At 65.0% G+C, this 19002-nt stretch carries 19 protein-coding genes; 8 read left to right on the plus strand and 11 right to left on the minus strand.

The genetic code is table 11. The features are described from left to right. Positions 1-6: 6 nt before the first annotated feature. The gene (locus tag RTQ46_RS12160; RefSeq protein ID WP_312436866.1) at positions 7-435 is read right to left on the minus strand and encodes a hypothetical protein; all 429 of its coding nucleotides are present in this window, start codon (positions 433-435) and stop codon (positions 7-9) included. Positions 436-456: 21 nt separating this feature from the next. Between RTQ46_RS12160 and rnk the strand changes: the two genes are divergently transcribed. Then, entirely contained in the window at positions 457-864 is a 408-nt protein-coding gene (gene rnk, locus RTQ46_RS12165; RefSeq protein ID WP_312436868.1) for a nucleoside diphosphate kinase regulator, read from the plus strand. A gap of 3 nt (positions 865-867) precedes the next feature. Here rnk and RTQ46_RS12170 read toward each other — a convergent pair whose 3' ends face one another. From RTQ46_RS12170 to RTQ46_RS12180, 3 genes are all read right to left on the minus strand, one after another. Continuing rightward, positions 868-1896: a transporter gene (locus RTQ46_RS12170; RefSeq protein WP_312436870.1), complete on the minus strand. Its 1029-nt coding sequence runs from the start codon at positions 1894-1896 to the stop codon at positions 868-870. A gap of 115 nt (positions 1897-2011) precedes the next feature. After that, entirely contained in the window at positions 2012-2707 is a 696-nt protein-coding gene (locus RTQ46_RS12175; protein ID WP_312436872.1) for a YXWGXW repeat-containing protein, read from the minus strand. Between the two features lie 186 nt (positions 2708-2893). Beyond that, a complete protein-coding gene (locus RTQ46_RS12180; RefSeq protein ID WP_312436873.1) occupies positions 2894-3133 on the minus strand; it encodes a hypothetical protein in 240 nt (79 codons plus the stop codon). Positions 3134-3454: 321 nt separating this feature from the next. On the opposite strand from RTQ46_RS12180, the gene RTQ46_RS12185 reads away from it, so the two are divergent. The 4 genes from RTQ46_RS12185 to RTQ46_RS12200 all read left to right on the plus strand — a co-directional run bounded on the left by RTQ46_RS12185 (position 3455) and on the right by RTQ46_RS12200 (position 9579). After that, positions 3455-5764, plus strand: a complete 2310-nt coding sequence (locus RTQ46_RS12185; protein WP_312436875.1) for a hypothetical protein — start codon at positions 3455-3457, stop codon at positions 5762-5764. A 19-nt stretch (positions 5765-5783) separates the two neighbouring features. Further along, positions 5784-8126 (plus strand): SUMF1/EgtB/PvdO family nonheme iron enzyme, encoded by a 2343-nt coding sequence (locus RTQ46_RS12190; RefSeq protein WP_312436877.1) that lies wholly within the window; start codon positions 5784-5786, stop codon positions 8124-8126. A gap of 161 nt (positions 8127-8287) precedes the next feature. Next, positions 8288-8686: an OsmC family protein gene (locus RTQ46_RS12195; RefSeq protein ID WP_312436879.1), complete on the plus strand. Its 399-nt coding sequence runs from the start codon at positions 8288-8290 to the stop codon at positions 8684-8686. Beyond that, complete coding sequence (locus tag RTQ46_RS12200; protein ID WP_312436880.1) at positions 8683-9579, plus strand: pirin family protein; 897 nt, start codon at positions 8683-8685, stop codon at positions 9577-9579. Before RTQ46_RS12195 ends, RTQ46_RS12200 begins: the two co-directional genes overlap by 4 nt. 123 nt (positions 9580-9702) lie before the next feature. On the opposite strand, the gene RTQ46_RS12205 is transcribed toward RTQ46_RS12200, so the two are convergent. From RTQ46_RS12205 to RTQ46_RS12230, 6 genes are all read right to left on the minus strand, one after another. Beyond that, entirely contained in the window at positions 9703-10302 is a 600-nt protein-coding gene (locus RTQ46_RS12205; protein WP_312436881.1) for a metal-dependent hydrolase, read from the minus strand. 368 nt (positions 10303-10670) lie between these two features. Further along, on the minus strand, positions 10671-12230 hold the full coding sequence (locus RTQ46_RS12210) for an FHA domain-containing protein (protein WP_312436882.1): 1560 nt from the start codon (positions 12228-12230) through the stop codon (positions 10671-10673). 214 nt (positions 12231-12444) lie between these two features. Continuing rightward, on the minus strand, positions 12445-13317 hold the full coding sequence (locus RTQ46_RS12215) for a class I SAM-dependent methyltransferase (RefSeq protein ID WP_312436884.1): 873 nt from the start codon (positions 13315-13317) through the stop codon (positions 12445-12447). A 76-nt stretch (positions 13318-13393) separates the two neighbouring features. After that, the gene (locus tag RTQ46_RS12220) at positions 13394-14323 is read right to left on the minus strand and encodes a protein phosphatase (RefSeq protein ID WP_312436886.1); all 930 of its coding nucleotides are present in this window, start codon (positions 14321-14323) and stop codon (positions 13394-13396) included. 141 nt (positions 14324-14464) lie between these two features. Then, positions 14465-14914 (minus strand): glycine zipper 2TM domain-containing protein, encoded by a 450-nt coding sequence (locus RTQ46_RS12225; protein WP_312436887.1) that lies wholly within the window; start codon positions 14912-14914, stop codon positions 14465-14467. 132 nt (positions 14915-15046) lie between these two features. Continuing rightward, positions 15047-15589: a GNAT family protein gene (locus RTQ46_RS12230; RefSeq protein ID WP_312436888.1), complete on the minus strand. Its 543-nt coding sequence runs from the start codon at positions 15587-15589 to the stop codon at positions 15047-15049. Between the two features lie 167 nt (positions 15590-15756). Here RTQ46_RS12230 and RTQ46_RS12235 point away from each other — a divergent pair, with 167 nt between their 5' ends. Further along, a complete protein-coding gene (locus tag RTQ46_RS12235; RefSeq protein ID WP_312436890.1) occupies positions 15757-17190 on the plus strand; it encodes a M20/M25/M40 family metallo-hydrolase in 1434 nt (477 codons plus the stop codon). Between the two features lie 18 nt (positions 17191-17208). Here RTQ46_RS12235 and RTQ46_RS12240 read toward each other — a convergent pair whose 3' ends face one another. After that, positions 17209-18066 carry an MBL fold metallo-hydrolase gene (locus RTQ46_RS12240; RefSeq protein WP_312436892.1) on the minus strand — a complete coding sequence of 286 codons (858 nt, stop codon included), beginning with the start codon at positions 18064-18066 and terminating at the stop codon, positions 17209-17211. A gap of 172 nt (positions 18067-18238) precedes the next feature. On the opposite strand from RTQ46_RS12240, the gene RTQ46_RS12245 reads away from it, so the two are divergent. Continuing rightward, complete coding sequence (locus RTQ46_RS12245; RefSeq protein WP_312436893.1) at positions 18239-18481, plus strand: hypothetical protein; 243 nt, start codon at positions 18239-18241, stop codon at positions 18479-18481. 128 nt (positions 18482-18609) lie between these two features. Then, complete coding sequence (locus RTQ46_RS12250) at positions 18610-18858, plus strand: hypothetical protein (RefSeq protein ID WP_312436894.1); 249 nt, start codon at positions 18610-18612, stop codon at positions 18856-18858. Positions 18859-19002: the final 144 nt, after the last annotated feature.

Genomic DNA, 19002 nt, shown 5'->3' on the forward strand with positions numbered 1-19002 from the left:
GTCATTTCACCGCATGAAAGTACAGTGCAGCGAACACTTTTCTGTGGCCGGCGTGACCCGGCAGAAGTCCGGGATAGCGAAATAAGGGCGCCGTGCGGGAAAAAATACAGGCATGTCTTTGCCATAATAGGACATGGCAGATTTTAAGCCTTTTTTTCCTGCTCTTGATTGCAGCGCCAATTTTCTCCCATTCATTTCGTGAATAAAAATCGGGAGCAATGGTAAATTCTCGACAGCAACATGAAGTTTTATGCGGCGCCTCGAATTTTTATTGCCTCTGTTTGTTAAGTCATTGATTCCAATAATTTTTAATGCGTCCTGTGCAAACAGGCTGGCCTTGTCCGCCGAGTTCGTCCATAATCCACTCGATAATGGCCGGCTTTTCTTGCCCGCCTGCTTGTGCGCGCCTGTCGCATTGAATGGCGCGTGGAGCACCTGTAAATCAGCGAGGATATCTTGGAACAGAAACCAAAAATTATTTTGTCGTCACAAGACCTGGAACGACTGGAAGCATTGCTGTACGCACTGGGAAATAATCTGTCGCCGGACAAGGCAGCCTTGCTGCAGGAGCTGGGCCGCGCCGACGTGCTCGAACCACAGGAAATCCCGCCGACCGTGGTGACGATGAATTCGACCGTGCGCTTCACGGTCGAGAACCGGGACGAATTTGTCCTGACGCTCGTGTATCCGAAGGATGTCGAGGGCCAGGCGGACCGCATCTCCGTGCTGGCGCCGGTCGGCAGCGCGCTGCTGGGCCTGTCCGTCGGCGACAGCATGGCCTGGCCGATGCCGGGCGGCGTGGTGAACGTCAAGATCGAGGAACTGGTGTACCAGCCCGAGCGGGCCGGAGAGTTTCACAGGTAAAGCTCAACTGTTTTTCTGCATCCGCACCACCAGCCATCCGGCCACCACCGTAAATGTCACGATGATGGCGGCGATGATCAGAAAACCGTGCGGATGCTGGGCCAGCGGGATGCCGCCCACATTCATGCCCAGCATGCCGGCAATGATATTGATCGGCAGCGCCAGCACCGTCACGATGGTCAGCACATACAGGCTGCGGCCATTTTCTTCATTCACGCGCGCGGCGATTTCTTCCTGCAGCAGCTTGATGCGTTCCTGCAGCGACGACATGTCGCTCAGGACCACCGAAAATTCCTCGGTCGACTGGCGCAGTTCCAGGCTGTCCAGCTCCGACACCCAGGCAGGCGGGCGCTGCAGCAGGCGGAACAGGGCCGCCGGTTCGGGCGCCAGCAGGCGCTGCAGCCGCACCAGCACGCGCCGCATCGCGCCCAGGTCTTCGCGCTTCGGTACCAGCCGTCCGGCCAGCAGATGGTCTTCGATATCGTCGACGCGCGCCACGGCACCGCGCACGATGTTGACCAGCACGTCGGCCTGGTCGCGCAGCAGGTGCACCAGCAATTCCACCGACGAGCGGATCGGCTCATGGTTCTTGATGACGGCCTGGCGCAGGCGTTCGATCGACTGCAGCGGCGCGCGGCGCGCCGTGATCACCAGGTCCTGCGCCACGCTGGCCCACATGGTGGAAATATCGGACGCCTCGAACGTGAAATTGTGCAGCACATCGTTGACCACCGCGATCAGGGTGTTTTCCGCCTGTTCGATGCGTGTCGAGCGCGAGCCCTGATGCAGCGTTTCATAGAATTCGTCGGCCAGGCGCGTGTGCGCATGCAGCCATTTTTCGCTGGCCGCATGCGACAGGTTGAAATGCAGCCAGACGAATTCGTTCGGCAGGCGCTGCGCGCCCGGCGCCATCCAGGCCAGCGCCGCATCGGAGTCCAGTGCCAGCGGCTGTGGGTGGCGGCCAAACAGGAAGCCCCAGACCAGGCCCGAGGTGTCCGAGCCATAGGTAAAGCCGGCAGTTTCCATCGCCATCGTGATTATGTCCCGCACAGATAAATGATCGTCGCGCGATTATGGGCCAGTTACATGACCGGAAGATGACAAAGGCCACCGCATGCGGTGGCCTTTGCATCACGCCCGCTACAAATTAATAGCGGCGCGGATCGTTCGGACGGTGATCGTCGCGGTTGGGCACGCCGTCGCCATCGCGGTCGCGGCCCCGGCCATCGTTGTTGTCGTGGCGGTTCGGGATGCCGTCGTGGTCACGGTCGCCATTCGGGCCACGCTGCGCCCAGCGGCCTTGCTCCATCTGCCAGCGGCCGTCGCGCTGGTTCCAGCTAGGCGCCGAATAGACATAGCCGGGACGTTCGGCGATCCACACGCCTGGCGTCCAGTCGTAGCGCTGTGCGCGCCATTCCCAGTGGCCGGGCGCCCAGACATAGCCGCGCCGCGGATGCGGGATCGCTTCGCGGCGCGGCGGCGGCGGGGCGATGCGGATCTCGTCATAGCGTACCGGCTGTGCTACGGTGACCCAGCCGCCACGGTCCAGGCGCCAGCGGTTGTTCTCTTGTACCCACTCGGCACGGCGGTACTGGTTGCCGCTGCGTTCGCGCAGCCATTCGCCATTGTTCCAGACATGGCGGCGGCCATCCCAGTTCCAGTAGCCTGGCGCCCAGACATAGCCGCGCCGGGCTTGCGGCACGCTTTCGAATCGTGGTGGGGGAGGAGCGTCGTTGACGACAATGCGGACGCCGACCTGGTTTTGCGCCATGGCCTGTGCAGGCAGGAAGGCTGCGGTGCTGATGGCCAGCATGGCTGCTGCGTAGAGTGCGATTGGTTTCATTTCCGTCTCCATTTCGGTGATTGCGTGAAATGGACTATAGCGACTTGCGAACGGCGTTGGCGTGTCTGAATTAACTTATTACAACTGACACAAAGCTGTGCCGCCGTGTTTCAGAACGGGATACATCTGTGCTGTGCGGCCTGGCGCGGTTCGATAGCGCCAGGGCACGGGGACGTCATGCCGCGCTCACAGGCTGGCGGTGGCGACGCGGCTGCTTTGCACGGCCTGGCGCTCTTCCAGCAGCGACAGCTGTTTTTCCTCGGCTGTCATGCGCTTGGCCGTCACGGTCACCACATGCATGGTGGCGCTGGCCTGTGCAGCGTGATCGGTCGTTGCAGGCGTTTGCACGAAGCTGGCATAGCTGGCGGCGCAAGCGATGGCGACGGCGACGGTGAAGGCGGCTTCCAGGTTTTTCAGGGTTTTCATGATGTGTCCTTTCGGGTGGCGGGTTGGTATGGGATGAACTTTAGCCAACTGCCCGTCAGGCCGCCATCGGCTTGCGACCGGCCGTGGTTTTTGCGGCATCAACGGCAAAAAAAGGGCGCTGAAATGCGCGCGCAGGCGATCCGATTGAATTGAGGGCGAAACAGCCCTGTATCCTGCGCTATGCGGGTGATTGCTCTATGGCATCATTTATAACTGCACCAATGCGCACGGCTGGCGTATCACGCCGCATGCGCCTGGCGGTGCTGCTAGAATCGACGTCGCAGTGCTCGCGCGCAATAACACTATCTTCAGGAGTCACACATGTTCCAACTGTTTGGTTTTGGCGGCGCCCGCTGCCCGCGCTGCGAGCACAAGAATGGCGCGGCCGCCGGCTATTGCGCGCAATGCGGCCTGTCGCTGGGCACGCCCGGCAATGACGCCGTGCTGCACGCCAACCAGTGGCGCCTGGCGGACGACCAGCTGGCCCTGTTCTTCGGCGTGCGCGAGCTGTCGTCGCTGTTTGGCGGCAGCGGCAGAAAGCTGCAGGTGCCGTTTGAGGCACGCGCCTGGATCGTGCAATCGGACGCTTTCACCTCGATACCCGCCGGCGACTACGACAGCGCTGCCTTCTTCGCGCGCCTGCCGCAGCTGCTGCCGGCGCGTCCGGCCGAAGTGCTGATCGCGCGCGCCGCGCCGCTGTCCCTGACGTTCGACCTGCCGGCGCTGGCCAGCAGCGAGCAGCTGCAGGTCGCCGCCACCTTCCAGGTCGAGATCGCGCTGGGCCAGCCCGATGCCTTTGCGCGCCAGTTCATGCGTGCGCCGGGTGCCGTCACGCTGGCCCACCTGCACGCCTTGCTGCTGCCCTCGGTGCGCCAGATCGCGCTGGAATTTACCGGCAGCCGCGCGCTGCGCGAGATGGATGCCAACGCCGACCTGCGGCCGCAGTTCAACGAACGCCTGCAGTCGGCGCTGACGCAGCGCCTGGCCCCGTCGGGCCTGGCGGTGGCGCGCGTGGAAACGCTGGCGCTGCGCCACGACAAGCTGGCCGCGGACGAGACCTGCATCGGCACCTTGTGGCTCGGTGGCCTGCAGGCGCCCGATGGCGAACAGGGACTCGAACGCACCAGGCAGCTTGATGAACTGTATGACCAGGAAGAATGGCAGCGCATCGCCCGCGAAGAGCAGGCGGCGCGCCACGCGCACAAGCGCCTGGAACTGCAGCAGGACGCCAAGCTGGGACAGGCCGAGCTGGCGCACCAGGAGGCTGAACGGCTGCAGGCGCTGCGCGCGCGCCAGATCGACCTGTATGGCCGCATCCTGGAAGCGAAATCGCAGCGCCAGGCGCTCGACCATGGCGCCGCCGTGGCGCTGGAGGAACTGAAGCGCGAGCTGGCAAAAAAAGGCGCCAGCCACGCCGGCGAAGCGGCCGAATGGAAGCATGTGCAGGCGCTGGCCGCCATCAGGATGCGCAGCGAGCTGGAACTGTCGCAGCTCAATGGGCGCGAACAGATCCAGCTGGCGCAGCAGCGCTTCACGCACCAGGTGCACCTGCAGGCGATTGCGCAGCAGGTGGAAAGCGCGCTGCTGATCGACGACGAAGCGGGCCGCCGCGCCCAGCTGGCGCGCCTGCGCCAGGCTGAGCAAGATGCGGCCCAGCGCGAAGCGCAGCTGGAAGCGGAGCAGCACAAGGCGGCCTGGCAGGGCGCGGTGCTGGCCAATGCGGCGCGCAAGCGCGAAGCGGAGCGGGTGCAGGAGTGGGAAGACCAGATGCAGCTGGCGCGCCAGCGAGAACTGCTGCGCGCCGAAGCGCACAAGGACGAGGCGGCGCAGGTGCAGGCGGCCGAGATCGCCGAAAAGGTGTCGGCCTTGCGGCGCGGCGGCGCACGCGAGGACGCTGTCGCGCAGCAGGAAAAACTGCTGCGCACCATCGAGGCCGACGGCGTGCATGCGCGCCAGCTGCACCAGCAGGCGCACCTGGCGCAGTTGGATGCGCTGGCGATCGAAGAGCAGCGCCAGCAGCTGCGCCAGCTGGAACAGGAAGCGCAGTGGCAGCGCGACCTGCTGGGCATGGCGCAGCAGCGCGAGCACGATTACGCGCGCTGGAAAAGCGATTACGAGGCGCTGGTGGCGCAGCAGGCGCATGCGGCCGAACTGGCCCGCATCGATATCGACCGCATCGAAAAGATCGGCACCCTGAGCGACACCGGCAAGGTGGCGATGGCGGCCGGTCCCAATGCGGCCGTGCTGGCGCAGGTGCTGAAAACCCAGCTGCAGGCGAACATGAGCGCCGAGCAAATCCATGCGCTGGCTGCACTGGCGGCGGCCGAGCACAGCGTCGCGCCAGTGGACGCCATGCGCATGGCGCAGGATAGCGTGGCGCAGGAGCGCGCTTACCTGGAAGCGCAGGCCGAACGCGAACGGCGCCAGCAGCTGGAGCTGATCGCACTGCAGAATGCGGCCCACAGCCACGGCCTGAGCGCGCAGGCACAACTGGGCGTGGCGGTGGCGCAGGCCACGGCCGGCGTGGCGGTGACCGTGCCTGTACGCCACTGCAGCAATGGCCATGCGCTGCGCGCCGGCCACCCGGAAGACAAATTCTGCGCCGTCTGCGGCGTGGCACTGCAGCCCTGATGGAAGCGCCTTATTTCCGATGATGCAAAAAGCACGAGACAAACTGCGAGAACTGCGCGCCCTGCATGACGACGGGCTGCTCAGCGAGCAGGAATTCGAGCGTCGCAAGAACGCCATCCTCGACGCCGAATACGCGCCGCCTGGCGCCGCGCCGGCGACCGTGCCGCTGCCGGTGCGCCAGGGCACGGAGCTCGGCTTCATGACGGGCCAGGAAATCGGTCCGCAAAACCGCCGCTACCGCCTCGAACGCCTGATCGGCACGGGCGGCATGGGCCAGGTGTGGCAGGCCACCGACCTGGCCACGCACGCCGAATTGGGCAGCAGCGAAATGGTGGCGCTGAAGATCCTGCCGCCGCAGCTGACGCAAAGCGCGACCCATGCCCGGCTGCTGATCGAGGAAGCAACGCAGGCGCGCAAGCTGGCGCATGAAAACATCGTGCGCGTGTACGAGTGGGCGCAGGACCCTGCCACGTCGAGCTACTTCATCATCATGGAGTGCCTGGACGGCGAAGACCTCGAACATTATCTGGGACGCCAGGGGCCGCTGCCGCTGGCCGCGGTGCAGGAATTGCTGCAGCCGGTGGCCGACGCGCTGTCGTATGCATGGGAAAAGCACAAGCTGGTGCACCGCGACATCAAGCCGGGCAACGTCTTTTTGACCAGCAAGGGCGACATCAAGCTGCTCGATTACGGCATCGCCTCGCGCGTGCGCAATGCGGGCAGCAGCCTGGGGCTGGAAACGCCGAATGCGGGCACGGAAGGCTACCGGGCGCCGGAAGCGGGCGCCCACCAGCGCCAGCCCAGCCCCCGCATCGACGTGTATGCCGTGGCGGTGATGATCTACCAGATGCTCGAAGGGCGCATGCCGTTCGATGGCCTGCGCACGGCCGAACAATTGCCATCCAGGCCGCTGGCGCTCAATGCGGCGCAGTGGCAGGTGCTGCAGAACGGTTTTTCGATGACGGCGGAACTGCGTCCGCAATCGGTGCAGGCGCTGCTCGAAACGCTGGAACGGGCGGCCGGCCCGTCAGCAGAGGAATTGGCGGAACTGGCGCGCCAGGAACGCGCGCGCGAAGCCGAGCGGCAAAAACAGGCGGCGCTGGCCGCCGAGCGGGCGAAGGAAGAAGCGCGGCGGCGCGAGGAAGAACTGGAGCAGCGCAGAAAAGCCGAGGCACATGCGGCGGCGCTGGAAAAACAGCGGCTCGACAAGCTGCGGCGCGAGCAGGAAGCGCAGCGCCAGTTCGAGGCCGAGGAAGCGCGCAAGCTGCGCAAGGAAGCGCTGCGCGGCCAGCTGCGCGCGCGGCGCGAAGCCGACGCCGCCACCGCGCTGCACGAGCACCAGCAGCTGCAGCGCAAGGCGATCCAGGCCAAGGCGGAAGCGGCCTACCGCGCCGAACAGGAAAGGGAGAAAGACAGGGCGCGCAAGGAGGAGGCCAGCCGCAGCGCGGCGGCAGCCGCGCCGGCCGCACCTGCACCTGCAGCGCCTGCGGAGACCAGCGTACCGCCGGAGATGCCGGCGCCGGTGCAGGGGCCATTGGGCGTATTGCGCGACGCTTTCCTCGACGGCTCCGGCCAGGGGCCGGAGCTGGTGGTGCTGCCGTCCGGCCGCTTCCAGATGGGCGCGCACGAGGAGGAGCACAAGGCGGCGCTGCAGGCCGGCTCGCAGCAGGGCTGGCTGGAACGCGAGAAGCCGCAGCACTGGGTCGGCATCGAACAGCCGTTCGCGCTGGCGCGCCATCCGGTCAGCGTGGGCGAATGGCGCGCCTTTGTCAAGGCGACCGGCTGGGCCGGTGGCTCCGAGACGGACTGGGACAAGCCCGGTTTCGTGCAGACCGACCAGCATCCGGTGGTGGGCGTGAGCTGGAACGATGCACAGCTCTATCTGTCCTGGCTGGGCGAGAAAACCGGCCAGCGGTATCGCCTGCCCAGCGAGGCGGAGTGGGAATACGCCTGCCGCGCCGGCACGCGCACCGCTTTCAATGTGGGCGACACCATCACCACCGAGCAGGCCAACTACGACGGCCTGTATGTCTACAACGGCGGCGCGCGCGGCCAGTACCGGGGCGGCACCAGCGCCCTCGGCAGCTTCGCGCCGAATGCCTGGGGCCTGTCCGACATGCACGGCAACGTATGGGAATGGGTGCAGGACATCGTGCATGACAATTACGATGGCGCCCCCGCCGACGGCAGCGCGTGGGAGACGGGCGGCGACACCAGCCGGCGCATCCTGCGCGGCGGCTCGTGGCTGTACCATCCGCGCTATCTGCGCTCGGCGATCCGCAACGGCTTTTCCATCGTGCTGTCGAACGATATCGTGGGCTTTCGCGTGGCGCGGCAGGTCGATCCGGACATGATCAAGTAGGCCAGCGTGCGCGATACTTCATCAGCGAGGTCATTGCGCCGCCGGCAGGCAGAAGGGGCGATGCGCCGCGCCGCATCAGATGGCCTCCCTCCACTATGACCGGGTGCGCGAAACAGGCAAACGGTGTAAATTGTGGCTTTCCCAACGCTGCAAGGAATGCCATGACCATCAAAGCCATCCGCGACCAGTCGCAACCCATGCGCCATATCGTGCACGTGCGCGACCATATCATTTCCGCCGACGGCTCGGTGGCCGAAGGCGGCGGCGATTCCGGCCCGTCGCCGCACGATCTGTACGGCGCCGCGCTGTCGGCCTGCAAGGCGCTGACGGTGGTCTGGTACGCGAAACACAAGGGCATTGCGCTGGAAAACGTCGAAGTGACGACCGAGCGTGACGCCAGCGACGAGCGCAAGGGGGTGTACCGCCTGGCCGTCAGCCTGCACCTGACGGGCGAGCTGACGGACGCGCAGCGCGAGGAACTGCTGTCGGTCGCCGCCAAGTGCCCGATCCACAAGCTGATGACAGCCGTCACCACCGAAATCACCACGGTGCTGGCATGAGCGCCGCGATCCTGAAAAGCCATGAAAAGGACCTCGGCGGCGGTTTTGTCGTGCGCCGCTTGCTGCCGTCCGCCGTCAAGCAGACCGTCGGCCCTTTCATCTTCTTTGACCATTTCGGCCCGATCGACGTGGCGCCCGACGCCAACCACGACGTGCGTCCGCATCCGCATATCGGGCTGGCCACCGTCACCTATCTGTTCGAAGGCGCAATGGACCACCGCGACAGCATCGGTTCGTACCAGCGCATCGAGCCGGGCGCCATCAACTGGATGACGGCCGGCCGCGGCATCGTCCATTCCGAACGCACTCCCCTGGATCTGGCCGGCCAGCCGCACCGCACCCACGGCCTGCAGCTGTGGGCGGCGCTGCCGAAGGCGAACGAGGAGGATGAACCGAGTTTCACGCACACGCCGCAAGCAGACATTCCGGTGGTGCAGCGCGATGGCGCGCTGGTGAAAGTGCTGATCGGCACGGCCTTCGGCCAGACTTCACCGGTGCGCACCTATATGGAAACCGTTTATCTCGACGTCGCGCTGCAGGCAGGCCAGACGCTCCAGCTCGATGGCTTGCCGGCGGAAGCGGCGATCTACCCGATCAGCGGCGAGGTGCTGCTGGACGGCGTGGCGCTGGCGCCGCACAGCATGGCGCTGCTCGAAGCGGGCACCGTGCCGGTGGCCGGCGCGGGGAACACTCCGGTGCAGTTCGTGGTCATCGGCGGCGAGCCGCTCGACGGTCCGCGTTTCATTTTCTGGAACTTCGTCTCGTCGAGCAAGGAACGCCTGGCGCAGGCGGGCGAGGACTGGAGCGCGCAGCGCATGGGCCGGGTGCCGGGCGAAACGGAATTCATTCCGCTGCCCAAGCCACCGGCGCGCCCGGCGCCGCAATTCCTGTAGCGCTTAAAAGCGGGCGCGCAAGGTCGCCGAGGCCTTGCGGGCTGGCGGTGGCAATTGCCCGAGCCACACGTGCGCGCCATGCAGTTGCGTCCATCGGATGCTCCGCTCGCTCAATTGGGCACGTCAATTCCCCGGACCGAGGCGCCACTCGCGCAGCCAGCGCACCATGCCGTCCCAGGCCGCCACCATCCAGTCGGTGGACCATAGCGGCAGGCCGCGCACCAGCGAGACAATGCGCTGCAGGTGAATACCGTCAAAGAACACGTGGTCGGCCACGATGGCGGCGGCCAGCCAGGCGGCGCTGATGACGATCAGATCGTGCTTGCCGCTTTTCCACCAGCGCAGCGAATGGCGGCGGATGATCCACGGCACGCCCAGCGGATTGGGCCAGTCGGCCAGCAAATGCATGATGCCGCCGGCGGCAAAGCCGAACAGCGGCGGCGCCCACAGGTGATGCTGCAGCTGCAGATAGGTATACACCAGCAGGGCGATCCAGGCCAGGCCCCAGTGAGTCCAGGTGCGGTGCGTGATCCACAGCCGGCGCGTGGGCGCCCACCAGGCCACTTCCAGCCAGTCGGGCGCGGTGCCGCCCAGCGCGCCCATGGCAAACGCGAGCATGCTCATCACCTGATAGGGGCCACCCGCACCTGCGTGTTCGACCAGCGCCGCGGCGATCACGCCAGCAGCCCAACCAGTCGCATGATGCGCTTTATTCGAAGCCATAGAAAATGTAAAACACGCAGCGCGGGCTCTGTAAAACGTGGTGGAGTTTAGCTGGATGAATATACAGTACGCAAGGGCGTCACGCGAGGTAATTTGTACAATAAGTATAAATTATTTGTTAAATGGGCCGAAGTCGACGCTGCCAAGTGCGCCCAGGCCTGGCATGCTGGACAGGAAACTGTGTTGTGCGGCTGATAATGTATTCGGCGGCGCAGGCGCTATGCTGGAAGAGCGAATGGCGTTGTGTGTGAGTGTTTAGCAGGAGGCATCATGAAAATCCCGCGCGAATTGCAGATACCGGCAATCATCTTTACGCTGCAGGCGGCGCTGCTGCTGGGCGTGTCGCTGATCTTCCTGGTGCTGATACCTTAGAGCGCCAGCGCCGCGCTCTCGCACAGGGCGGCGCCTTCGGTGCGGATGATCCAGCATTCGGGATACGGTTCGGTGGCGAAGCGGTTGTGGCGGGCAAAGCCGGCGAGCTTGTCGAGCGCGGTGGCGGGCGCCAGCGCGGTTTCCTTGCCGCTGGCCGCGTCCAGGTGCCAGAAGCCGCCGTTGCGGTGAAACAGCACCGGCAGGGCGGCAGCCTGCGGCGCGAGCGTATGCTGCGCAGGCACGACCACCGGGCGCGCCTCCGGCAGCAGCAGGTAAAAGCATTCCGCATGGGCGCCCTGGTCGAGGCGGTGCAGGATCACGCCGTGCTGCAGGATGGCCGACACGCCCAGCACCACGACGCCCTTGATGCTGGCCGTCAATTCGATGCGCATGCCCTGGCGCAGCGCCACTGGCTTGTGCTTGCCTGGCCAGACGCCATCGAGCAGCACGCCGTAGCGCGACACGTCTTCAATGTCAAAGCCCTGCGCGCCGCGGCGGATTACGGCGTGGCGGCCGGACAGGCGGCGCGTCAGGCCGTTGTTGTCCTGGCCGTCGATGCTGAAATGGCTGAGCAGCACATCGGCCTCCGGATCGACCAGCTCGAAACGGCCCAGCATGCATTCTTCCAGCGCAAACAGGCGGATCTGGCGCTGCTCGCCCGCTTCCGGCGCCGCATTGACGATGCATGCCGCTGCGCTCGGATGCGGGTGGCAGGCGCTGGCAGCGGGCAAGTCGACTTCGATCAGCTCTTCGTCCCAGGCGATGGTGGTAAAGCCCATGTCGATCTTGCCTTGCGGTGCCGACAGGTCCACATGGGCAATGCCGGCATTGCGCGCCGTCACATCGAGATTGCAGCCATCGCCACCGGTGACGCGCGCGATCGAGGCGTCATCGGCCACCACGCGCACGTTTTTGTGGGTGCTGAGAAAGATCTGGTGGATTTCGGTCAGGGTGGCGTCGCGGCGCGGCACCAGGATGACGAAGGTACACACCCATTTCTGCGCCACTGCGCCGTCGAGGTGGCTTAGTACGTCCACTTCGATCTGGTACTGGCCGTGCTCCTTGTTGCGCGATGAAAACTCGACAAATACGGGGCGCCAGTCGCCGCGCGTGGTGCGCACCACGTCGTGCTGCACCTGGCCGCGCGCAATCAGGTCCGAGCGCAGGCGCAGGCTCAGCTGCGGCGCGCATGTGGCGTCCATGCCGCGCAATTCCATTTTCAGGGTTTGCCGCCCGCCGGCGGCGCGCGGATCGAAACCGCTGATATGCAGATGGGTCTGTACAGGCGCCGTGGCGGACGTGGCCGCCAGGGCAGGGCGCATTAGCGGCTTGCTGACGGAATTGACGGGCGGCGAGACGGCTGCAGGCAGGGAAACCACGGACGCAGGCACACCTGCCGTTGCCGATTGCTCGGAACGGGCGCTGCGCAAGGCGCTCAGCAGGTCATAGCTGGTGGGAGGCACTGCGGTTTGCGGATGGTTGCCCGCGCAGGCGCTCTCACCAGGCAAGACCCAGAACGTACAGTGCGGGTGCTCCGGGTTGCTGCATTTTTTCATGAAGTGGAACTCGACCGGGTGGGGGCATGGCGCCCTCTGTGATACATGAGAGCTTACGCTCTTTTGACCTTGCTTGGCAACAACCATGACCCCTTGCGCGCCTCTTTTTTCAGCAAGTGTGCACCCTTGCCACCACGCCGCTTCGAATTCTCGCTAAAAATTGCCTTAAAAAACATTTAATGGATTTTAAGGCATGCCATCCTGCCATTTAATATCACGTCTTGCGTTTGCTGATGACCACTTCCAGATATTCCGCCGGTATCACCAGCGAGGCCGGGCCAGCCGTGTTCATGCTGTCCAGCCACTCCAGCAGCGCGCGTTCGAGCGCCTGCTGGCCGTCCGGCGGCAACGCGGCAAATGCCTTGTGCACGGGGCCGTAATAGTCGCGGAACACCTGGGCCCAGTGCGCCGCGCTGGCATAGCGGAAATTGAACAGCCTGCATTGCGCTTTCAGCTGGCCCGGCGCCACGCCGAACAGCTCTTGCAGATAGGCTGGCGTGCCCCACAGCAGCGGCGACTTCAGCCCGGCCGGCGGCGGCACATGCTTGCCGATTATCCTGAACAGCTGGCCGACCGCGCCTTCCGGCGTCCAGTTGGCCATGGCGATGCGTCCCCCCTCGCGTACCACGCGTAGCATTTCACGAGCCGCGCGCTGGTGGTCGGGCGCAAACATCACGCCAAAGGTCGACAGGGCCACGTCGAAGCTGGCGTCGGGAAACGGCAGGGCGTCGGCATCGGCCACGCGGAAGGTGATCTGCAGGCCTTCGGCATCGGCCCGTTCGCGCCCCCGTTGCAGCAGGGCCGGCACGTAGTCGGTCGAGGTCACGCGCGCAAAGCGGTGGGCGGCGGCCAGGCTGGCGTTGCCGTTGCCGGCGGCGATATCGATCACTTCTTCCCGGGCACGGATTTCCGCCGCTTCGGCCAGCGTTTCACCGACGATCTGCAGGGTGACACCGATCACGGCAAAGTCGCCGCTGGCCCAGGTGGCCTGCTGGCGCTGGCGAATGGCGGCCAGGTCGGGCGCGCCGCTGCCGGCGGACGCCGATGGGCCTGGCGCCGATGGCGTCGAGGGGGTAGGGGTGCTCATGATGGTCTCCTTGTGGGGCTGACAATATGGGTCAGACCACAAGGCGCGCGCTTGGTTCGCCGCACGGCTTACAGTGTCACATATTGAAGCGCACGGCCAGCAAGGTGAGATTGTCGCTGTGCAGTCCGGCCGGCGGGCTGGACAAAAAGTCGTCGAACAGGGCGCTGGCAGCCTGTGCGGCCGTGCGGCCTGCGCACAGGGCTGGCCAGCGGGCAAGCGCCCTTGCCGGATCGATGCACGACCAGAAGCCGTCGCTGGCCAGCAGGTACAGCGCATCGCGGCGCAGTTCAAGCACGCGGCGGTCGCCCAGGTGGGCCAGGAACGGCGGCAGATTGCCGGCGTCGAGCGCCAGCAGCGATTTGCTCAGCGACTGCGTATCGCCGATGACGTTGCCTAATATAAACGCCTGCGCGATCTGCGGATGGTGTTCGCCAAGCACGCTGGCGCGCCACTGCTGCTCGTCGAGCGCGCCCTGCATGGCGTAGACGGTGGCAGGCACATGGTCGACCGTCAATGCCGTGGCGACGCCGTCGGCCACCTCGTACAGGCGCGAATCGCCCACGTGGTACAGCAGGGGAGCCTGAGCAGGCGGTATCTCCAGCAGGGTCAGGGTGGTGCCGGGCGGACGCGCGGCGCCGTCGGCTTCCGCTTCAAAGCCGGACTGCAATTGCGCGTGCAGCTGGTCGAGGTAGCCGGCCAGCGTGGCGACATCGCGGCAAGCCGGCATGGTCAGCAAGCCCTGCACGGTGGCCTCGGCCGCCTCGCGGCCATGGCCATGGCCGCCCATGCCGTCCAGCACGGCCAGCCGGACATGGCCGGCTGGCCAATGCGCCACCTGATAATGATGGGGCAGCTGGTTCAGCAGGCAGACGGCATGGCCGGTGGCGTCGATCAGCAGGAAGTTGTCCTGGTTTTCGCGCCGCGCCATGGGGCCGGCACCCACGCTGCTGCCGGCGGCGGCATCGAGCCACGGACCGAAATCGAGTTCGTCTTTGATGAAATGCATCGGTCGTTGCGGTCCTGGTGGCCAGAGATGTTAATGATCAGTACAGCTTAGCTGATCTTGTACTTTGGCGATATGCCGATGTGCCATAAAAAAACCTGCGCCAGGTGGCTGGCGCAGGTTCCGGATGGTACGTAGCTGGAATTAACGGCGATGTCCCCAGCCATGGCCACGGTCATCGCGGTAGCCGCGACGGTCATCCCAGCGGTAGTAGCCGCGGCCCGGCTGCACGTAGACGACCGGTGGCGGACCGTAGTAGCGCGGTGGCGGCGCGTAATACACGGGGCGCGGCGCCGGCTGGTAGTAGACCGGGGGCGGGCTCTGGTAATAGGTGCCGCCGCGATAGCCGCGGTCATAGCCCCGGTCGTATCCGCGATCATAGCCGCGGTCGCCCGTGCGCAGGCTGTTGCCGACTGCGGCGCCAATCACGCCGCCAACAATCGCGCCGTTGGTGCCGCCAGTGTTGTTGCCGATGGCAGCTCCGACCACGGCGCCGGCAACAGTATTGAAGTCGCGGTCGCCGGCGGCCGTTGCTGCCGACGAGACAGCTACTGCCGCTACCAATACCGCACCCAGGAGTTTTTTGTTCAACATGGCATTTCCTTCCATTCGGCGAGATCACAATGATCTGCATGAAATGAACTATAGCTGCGCAGGAAAGCTTGATCCATGCCTAATACAACTTATTACAATCCGAACCCGTCCGTAACAAGTCAGGCTGGGGCGTCAACCGCGGGCCGTGCGCTGCAGGTCCTGCCACTCCGGGCGCAGCAGGCCGTATATCTTGACATCGCGCATGACGCCATTGATGAAAAACGCCTGGCGCAGCATGCCTTCCTGGCGAAAGCCGCATTTTTGCGCGATGCGTTCGGACCCCGTGTTGAGCGGATCCATCAGCAATTCCAGCCGGTGATACGGGTAGGCCTGGAACAGGTAATCGACCAGCAAGCGCGTCGCTTCGCTCATGTAGCCGCGGCCGTAACGCTGCGGATCGAACAGGCGGTAGCCGATCTCGCGGCTGGTCGGCGTGCGGCTCTTGAAATGCGTGATGCTGCCGATTATCGCCTCGCGCTCGTCTTCGATGATGAACAGTTCGCTGTCTTCGGTCACGAAGCCGTTCTGCATGAAGTCGCGCCGCAAGGCCTCGGGCGACTTGAGCTGCGGCGAAAAAAACGGCCCGCGCGACGGCAGGTCGTTGACCAGCGCGATGTAGGTGGCCAGGTCGGCCGCCTGCAGGTGGCGCAGGCTGCACAGTGTTCCCTTGATCATGGCGGTGTCCAGTTGGCAATCAGAATCGCCATGGTACGCGATGCTCGTGTCAACGGGCAATCGGCGGGATGCAAAGTTGCTGCAAGGACAGCATAAATGCGCTATCGTTCCATGCCGCACCGGGCACAGTCCAGGCGCGCCGGCCCCCCCATTTCGACAGGACAGACATGCACTCCGTACCGCTACACCGTTCCCTTCTTTCCCTGCTGCTCGGCAGCCTGCTTGCCACTGGTGCGCTTGCCGCCACGCCCGGCGATGACCCCAAGGCGCTGGCGCAAGTGCGCGACACCGCGCTGCAAAGCGACTGGGCCTATGCGCGCCTGGCCGACATGACCGACCTGATCGGCCCGCGCCTGTCCGGTTCCGCTGGCGCCGCTGCCGCCGTCGAACAGGTGGCCGCCACCATGCGCGGCCTGGGCGCGACCGTTACCTTGCAGCCCGTCAAAGTGCCACACTGGGTGCGCGGCGTGGAAACGGCGGAAATCGTCGACTATGCGGGGCGGCCGAATGGCGTGTCGCAGCGCGTGGTGCTGACCGCGCTGGGCGGCTCGGGCGCGACGCCGGCCGCCGGCCTGACGGCGCCGCTGATCATCGTCAGGAGCTTCGAAGAGCTCAATGCGCGCGCGGCCGAAGTCAAGGGCGCCATCGTGCTGATCGACACCGCCTTCGACCAGGAGATGGCCGAGCGCGGCCTGGCCGGCGTCACCTATGGCCAGGGTTCGCGCTTCCGCTTTGGCGGCCCGAAAGCGGCAGCCGAACTGGGCGCCGCAGCCGCGCTGGTGCGCTCGATCGGCGGCGCCGATTTCCGCATTCCGCACGCGGGCGCCACCAGCCTGGAAGACGGCAAGCGCATTCCGGCCGCCGCCGTCACGGTCGAAGACGCCTTGCTGATCGGCCGCCTGGCCGCGCGCGGCCCGATGAAAATGCACCTGACGCTGACGCCGCAGAACCTGCCCGACGCCGACAGCTACAACGTGATCGCCGACTGGCCCGGTACCGACAAGGCCGGCGACGTGGTGATCGTGTCCGGCCACCTCGACTCCTGGGACCTGGCCACCGGCGCGCATGACGACGGCGCCGGCGTGGTGGCGGCGATGGGCGTGATCGAGACGCTGAAAAAGCTCGACTACCGTGCGCGCCGCACCATCCGCGTGATCGCCTGGATGAACGAGGAAAACGGCGGGCGCGGCGGTCTGGCCTATTTTGACGCCAACAAGACAGGCCTCGCAAAGCAGTACGCCGCGATCGAAATGGACAGCGGCGCCGGGCGCCCGTTCGGCATCCTGGCCAGCATCGGCCCGAAATCGGAAAAACTGTTTGCGCCACTGCGCGCCGCCCTGCAGCCGATCGGCGCGCACGCGTTTACCCGCCGCGACGCGCTGGGCACGGGCGACCTGCACCGCCTGGAAAAAGGCGGCGTGCCCAGCTTCGAGCCGCTGGTCGACAGCCACAGCTATTTTCACTACCACCATACGCCGGCCGATACGCTGGACAAGGTCGATCCGGACAACCTGAAGCGCAATGTGGCGCTGATGTCGTCGCTGGCCTGGTTCCTGGCCAATATCGACGGCGAGATCGGCAGGGCGCCAGAGCAGGAGTAAGCGAGACTGCCGACAGCGCTACAGTGCGTTGAGCGGTATCTTCAGATACCGCACGCCGTTCTCTTCCGGCTCCGGCAGCTTGCCCGCGTTGATGTTGACCTGGATTGCCGGCAAGATCAATGTCGGCATGTCCAGTGTGGCGTCGCGTCCCGTGCGCAGGGCCACGAACTGCTCTTCCGTGACGCCGTCGTGGAGGTGGATATTGCCGGCGCGCTGTGCCGCCACCGTGGTTTCCCAGCGCGCCACACGGCCGGCGGGCGGATAGTCGTGGCACATGAACAGGCGCGTGGCCGGCGGCAGCGACAGCAGGCGCTGGGCCGAGCGGTACAGCAGGGCGGCCGAGCCGCCGGGAAAATCGCAGCGGGCCGAGCCCACGTCGGGCATGAATAAAGTATCGCCAACGAACACGGCGTCGCCGATCTGGTAGGCCAGGTCGGCTGGCGTATGGCCGGGCACATGCAGCGCGCGCACTTCGAGTGCGCCGATATGGAACACCTGGTCGGGCGCGAACAGCTGGTCGAACTGCGAGCCGTCTGCCGTGGCGCCGTCCTGGTGATAGACCTTGGCAAACGCCTGCTGCACCGCCTGGATGGCTGCGCCGATCGCCACTTCGCCGCCGAGCTGCTGCTGCAGATAGGGCGCGGCCGACAGGTGGTCGGCATGGGCGTGGGTTTCCAGCAGCCAGCGGCAGGTCAAATCATGTTCGCGCACAAAGGCGACCACCTTGTCGGCCGAGGCGGTCGAGGTGCGGCCCGATTTCGGGTCGTAGTCGAGCACGGAGTCGATCACGGCGCAGGCGCCGCCGTCGTGCTCGTAGACGACGTAGGTAACGGTGGCGGTGGCGGGGTCGAAAAAGGCTTGTATCTGAGGTGTCATCGTGGTGGCGCTGGGCAGGGTGGGACGGTCATTATATCGCCGCGCCTGGCTGGAAAATAGCTGGAAGCGTGATTTGATATGCAAAAAACGCATATGAAAGAGACGCACCCTTGCAGCGTGTGCGCGTTCGAACTTGCTTCGTGCTAATCTCGTTGCCACAAGGAGGAAGTCCATGAACGATACCACTGCAACGAGCGAACAGTACCGCGGCTTTACGATTTCGGTCACGCCGCAAAAGGATAATGACGACCTGTGGGATTTCACCTATCGATTGCAGCGCGAGGCGGGCGAAGCCGGCGAGGCCAAGGACATCGAACGCAGCCGCACGCTGGGCGGCTACGCCACGCCCGACACGGCCCGCCTGGCCGGCCTGGAAGTGGCGAAGACGGAAGTGGACAATCTGCTGCGGCCTTGATGACCGTTTTGCCCCACCGTTTTTGATCCAGCGTAAATCGTTTAACATGATTCTGGTTCGCCGTTGATTCTGATCGCGGCGGCCGGCGCTTCATGCTACGATTTCTTTTATTGAGCAAGGAGGCCCCCATGAACAGCAGTTCCAAGATCCACTACAAAGGCTGGGAAATCGCGCCCCTGGCCGTGCCGACCAGCGAAGGCAAATGGTCGGCCAGCTGCGATATCGAACGCGTCACGGCCGAAGGCGTGGAAGTGTTCGAAGGCTCGACCATGCAATTCGTGCGCGATGACGAAGACGGCGCGATTGCCGCCGCCTGCGAAGAAGCCGTGCGCCAGATCGACAATATTATCGCCAACCCGCTGGTGCGCCTCGCCTGAGGCCTGCCACGCATCGTCAGTCCCATGCAGCCGGCGTTTGCCGGCTGTTTTTTTGTATGGCTTGTGATACAAGCGCGTTTCGTGTGTTTCATATGATGTTTCATTGAAAAATAATGAAACCTTTTTGAAACATTTTGGCCATCG

Source organism: Janthinobacterium sp., assembly GCF_031995485.1.
Lineage (GTDB): Bacteria > Pseudomonadota > Gammaproteobacteria > Burkholderiales > Burkholderiaceae_D > Janthinobacterium.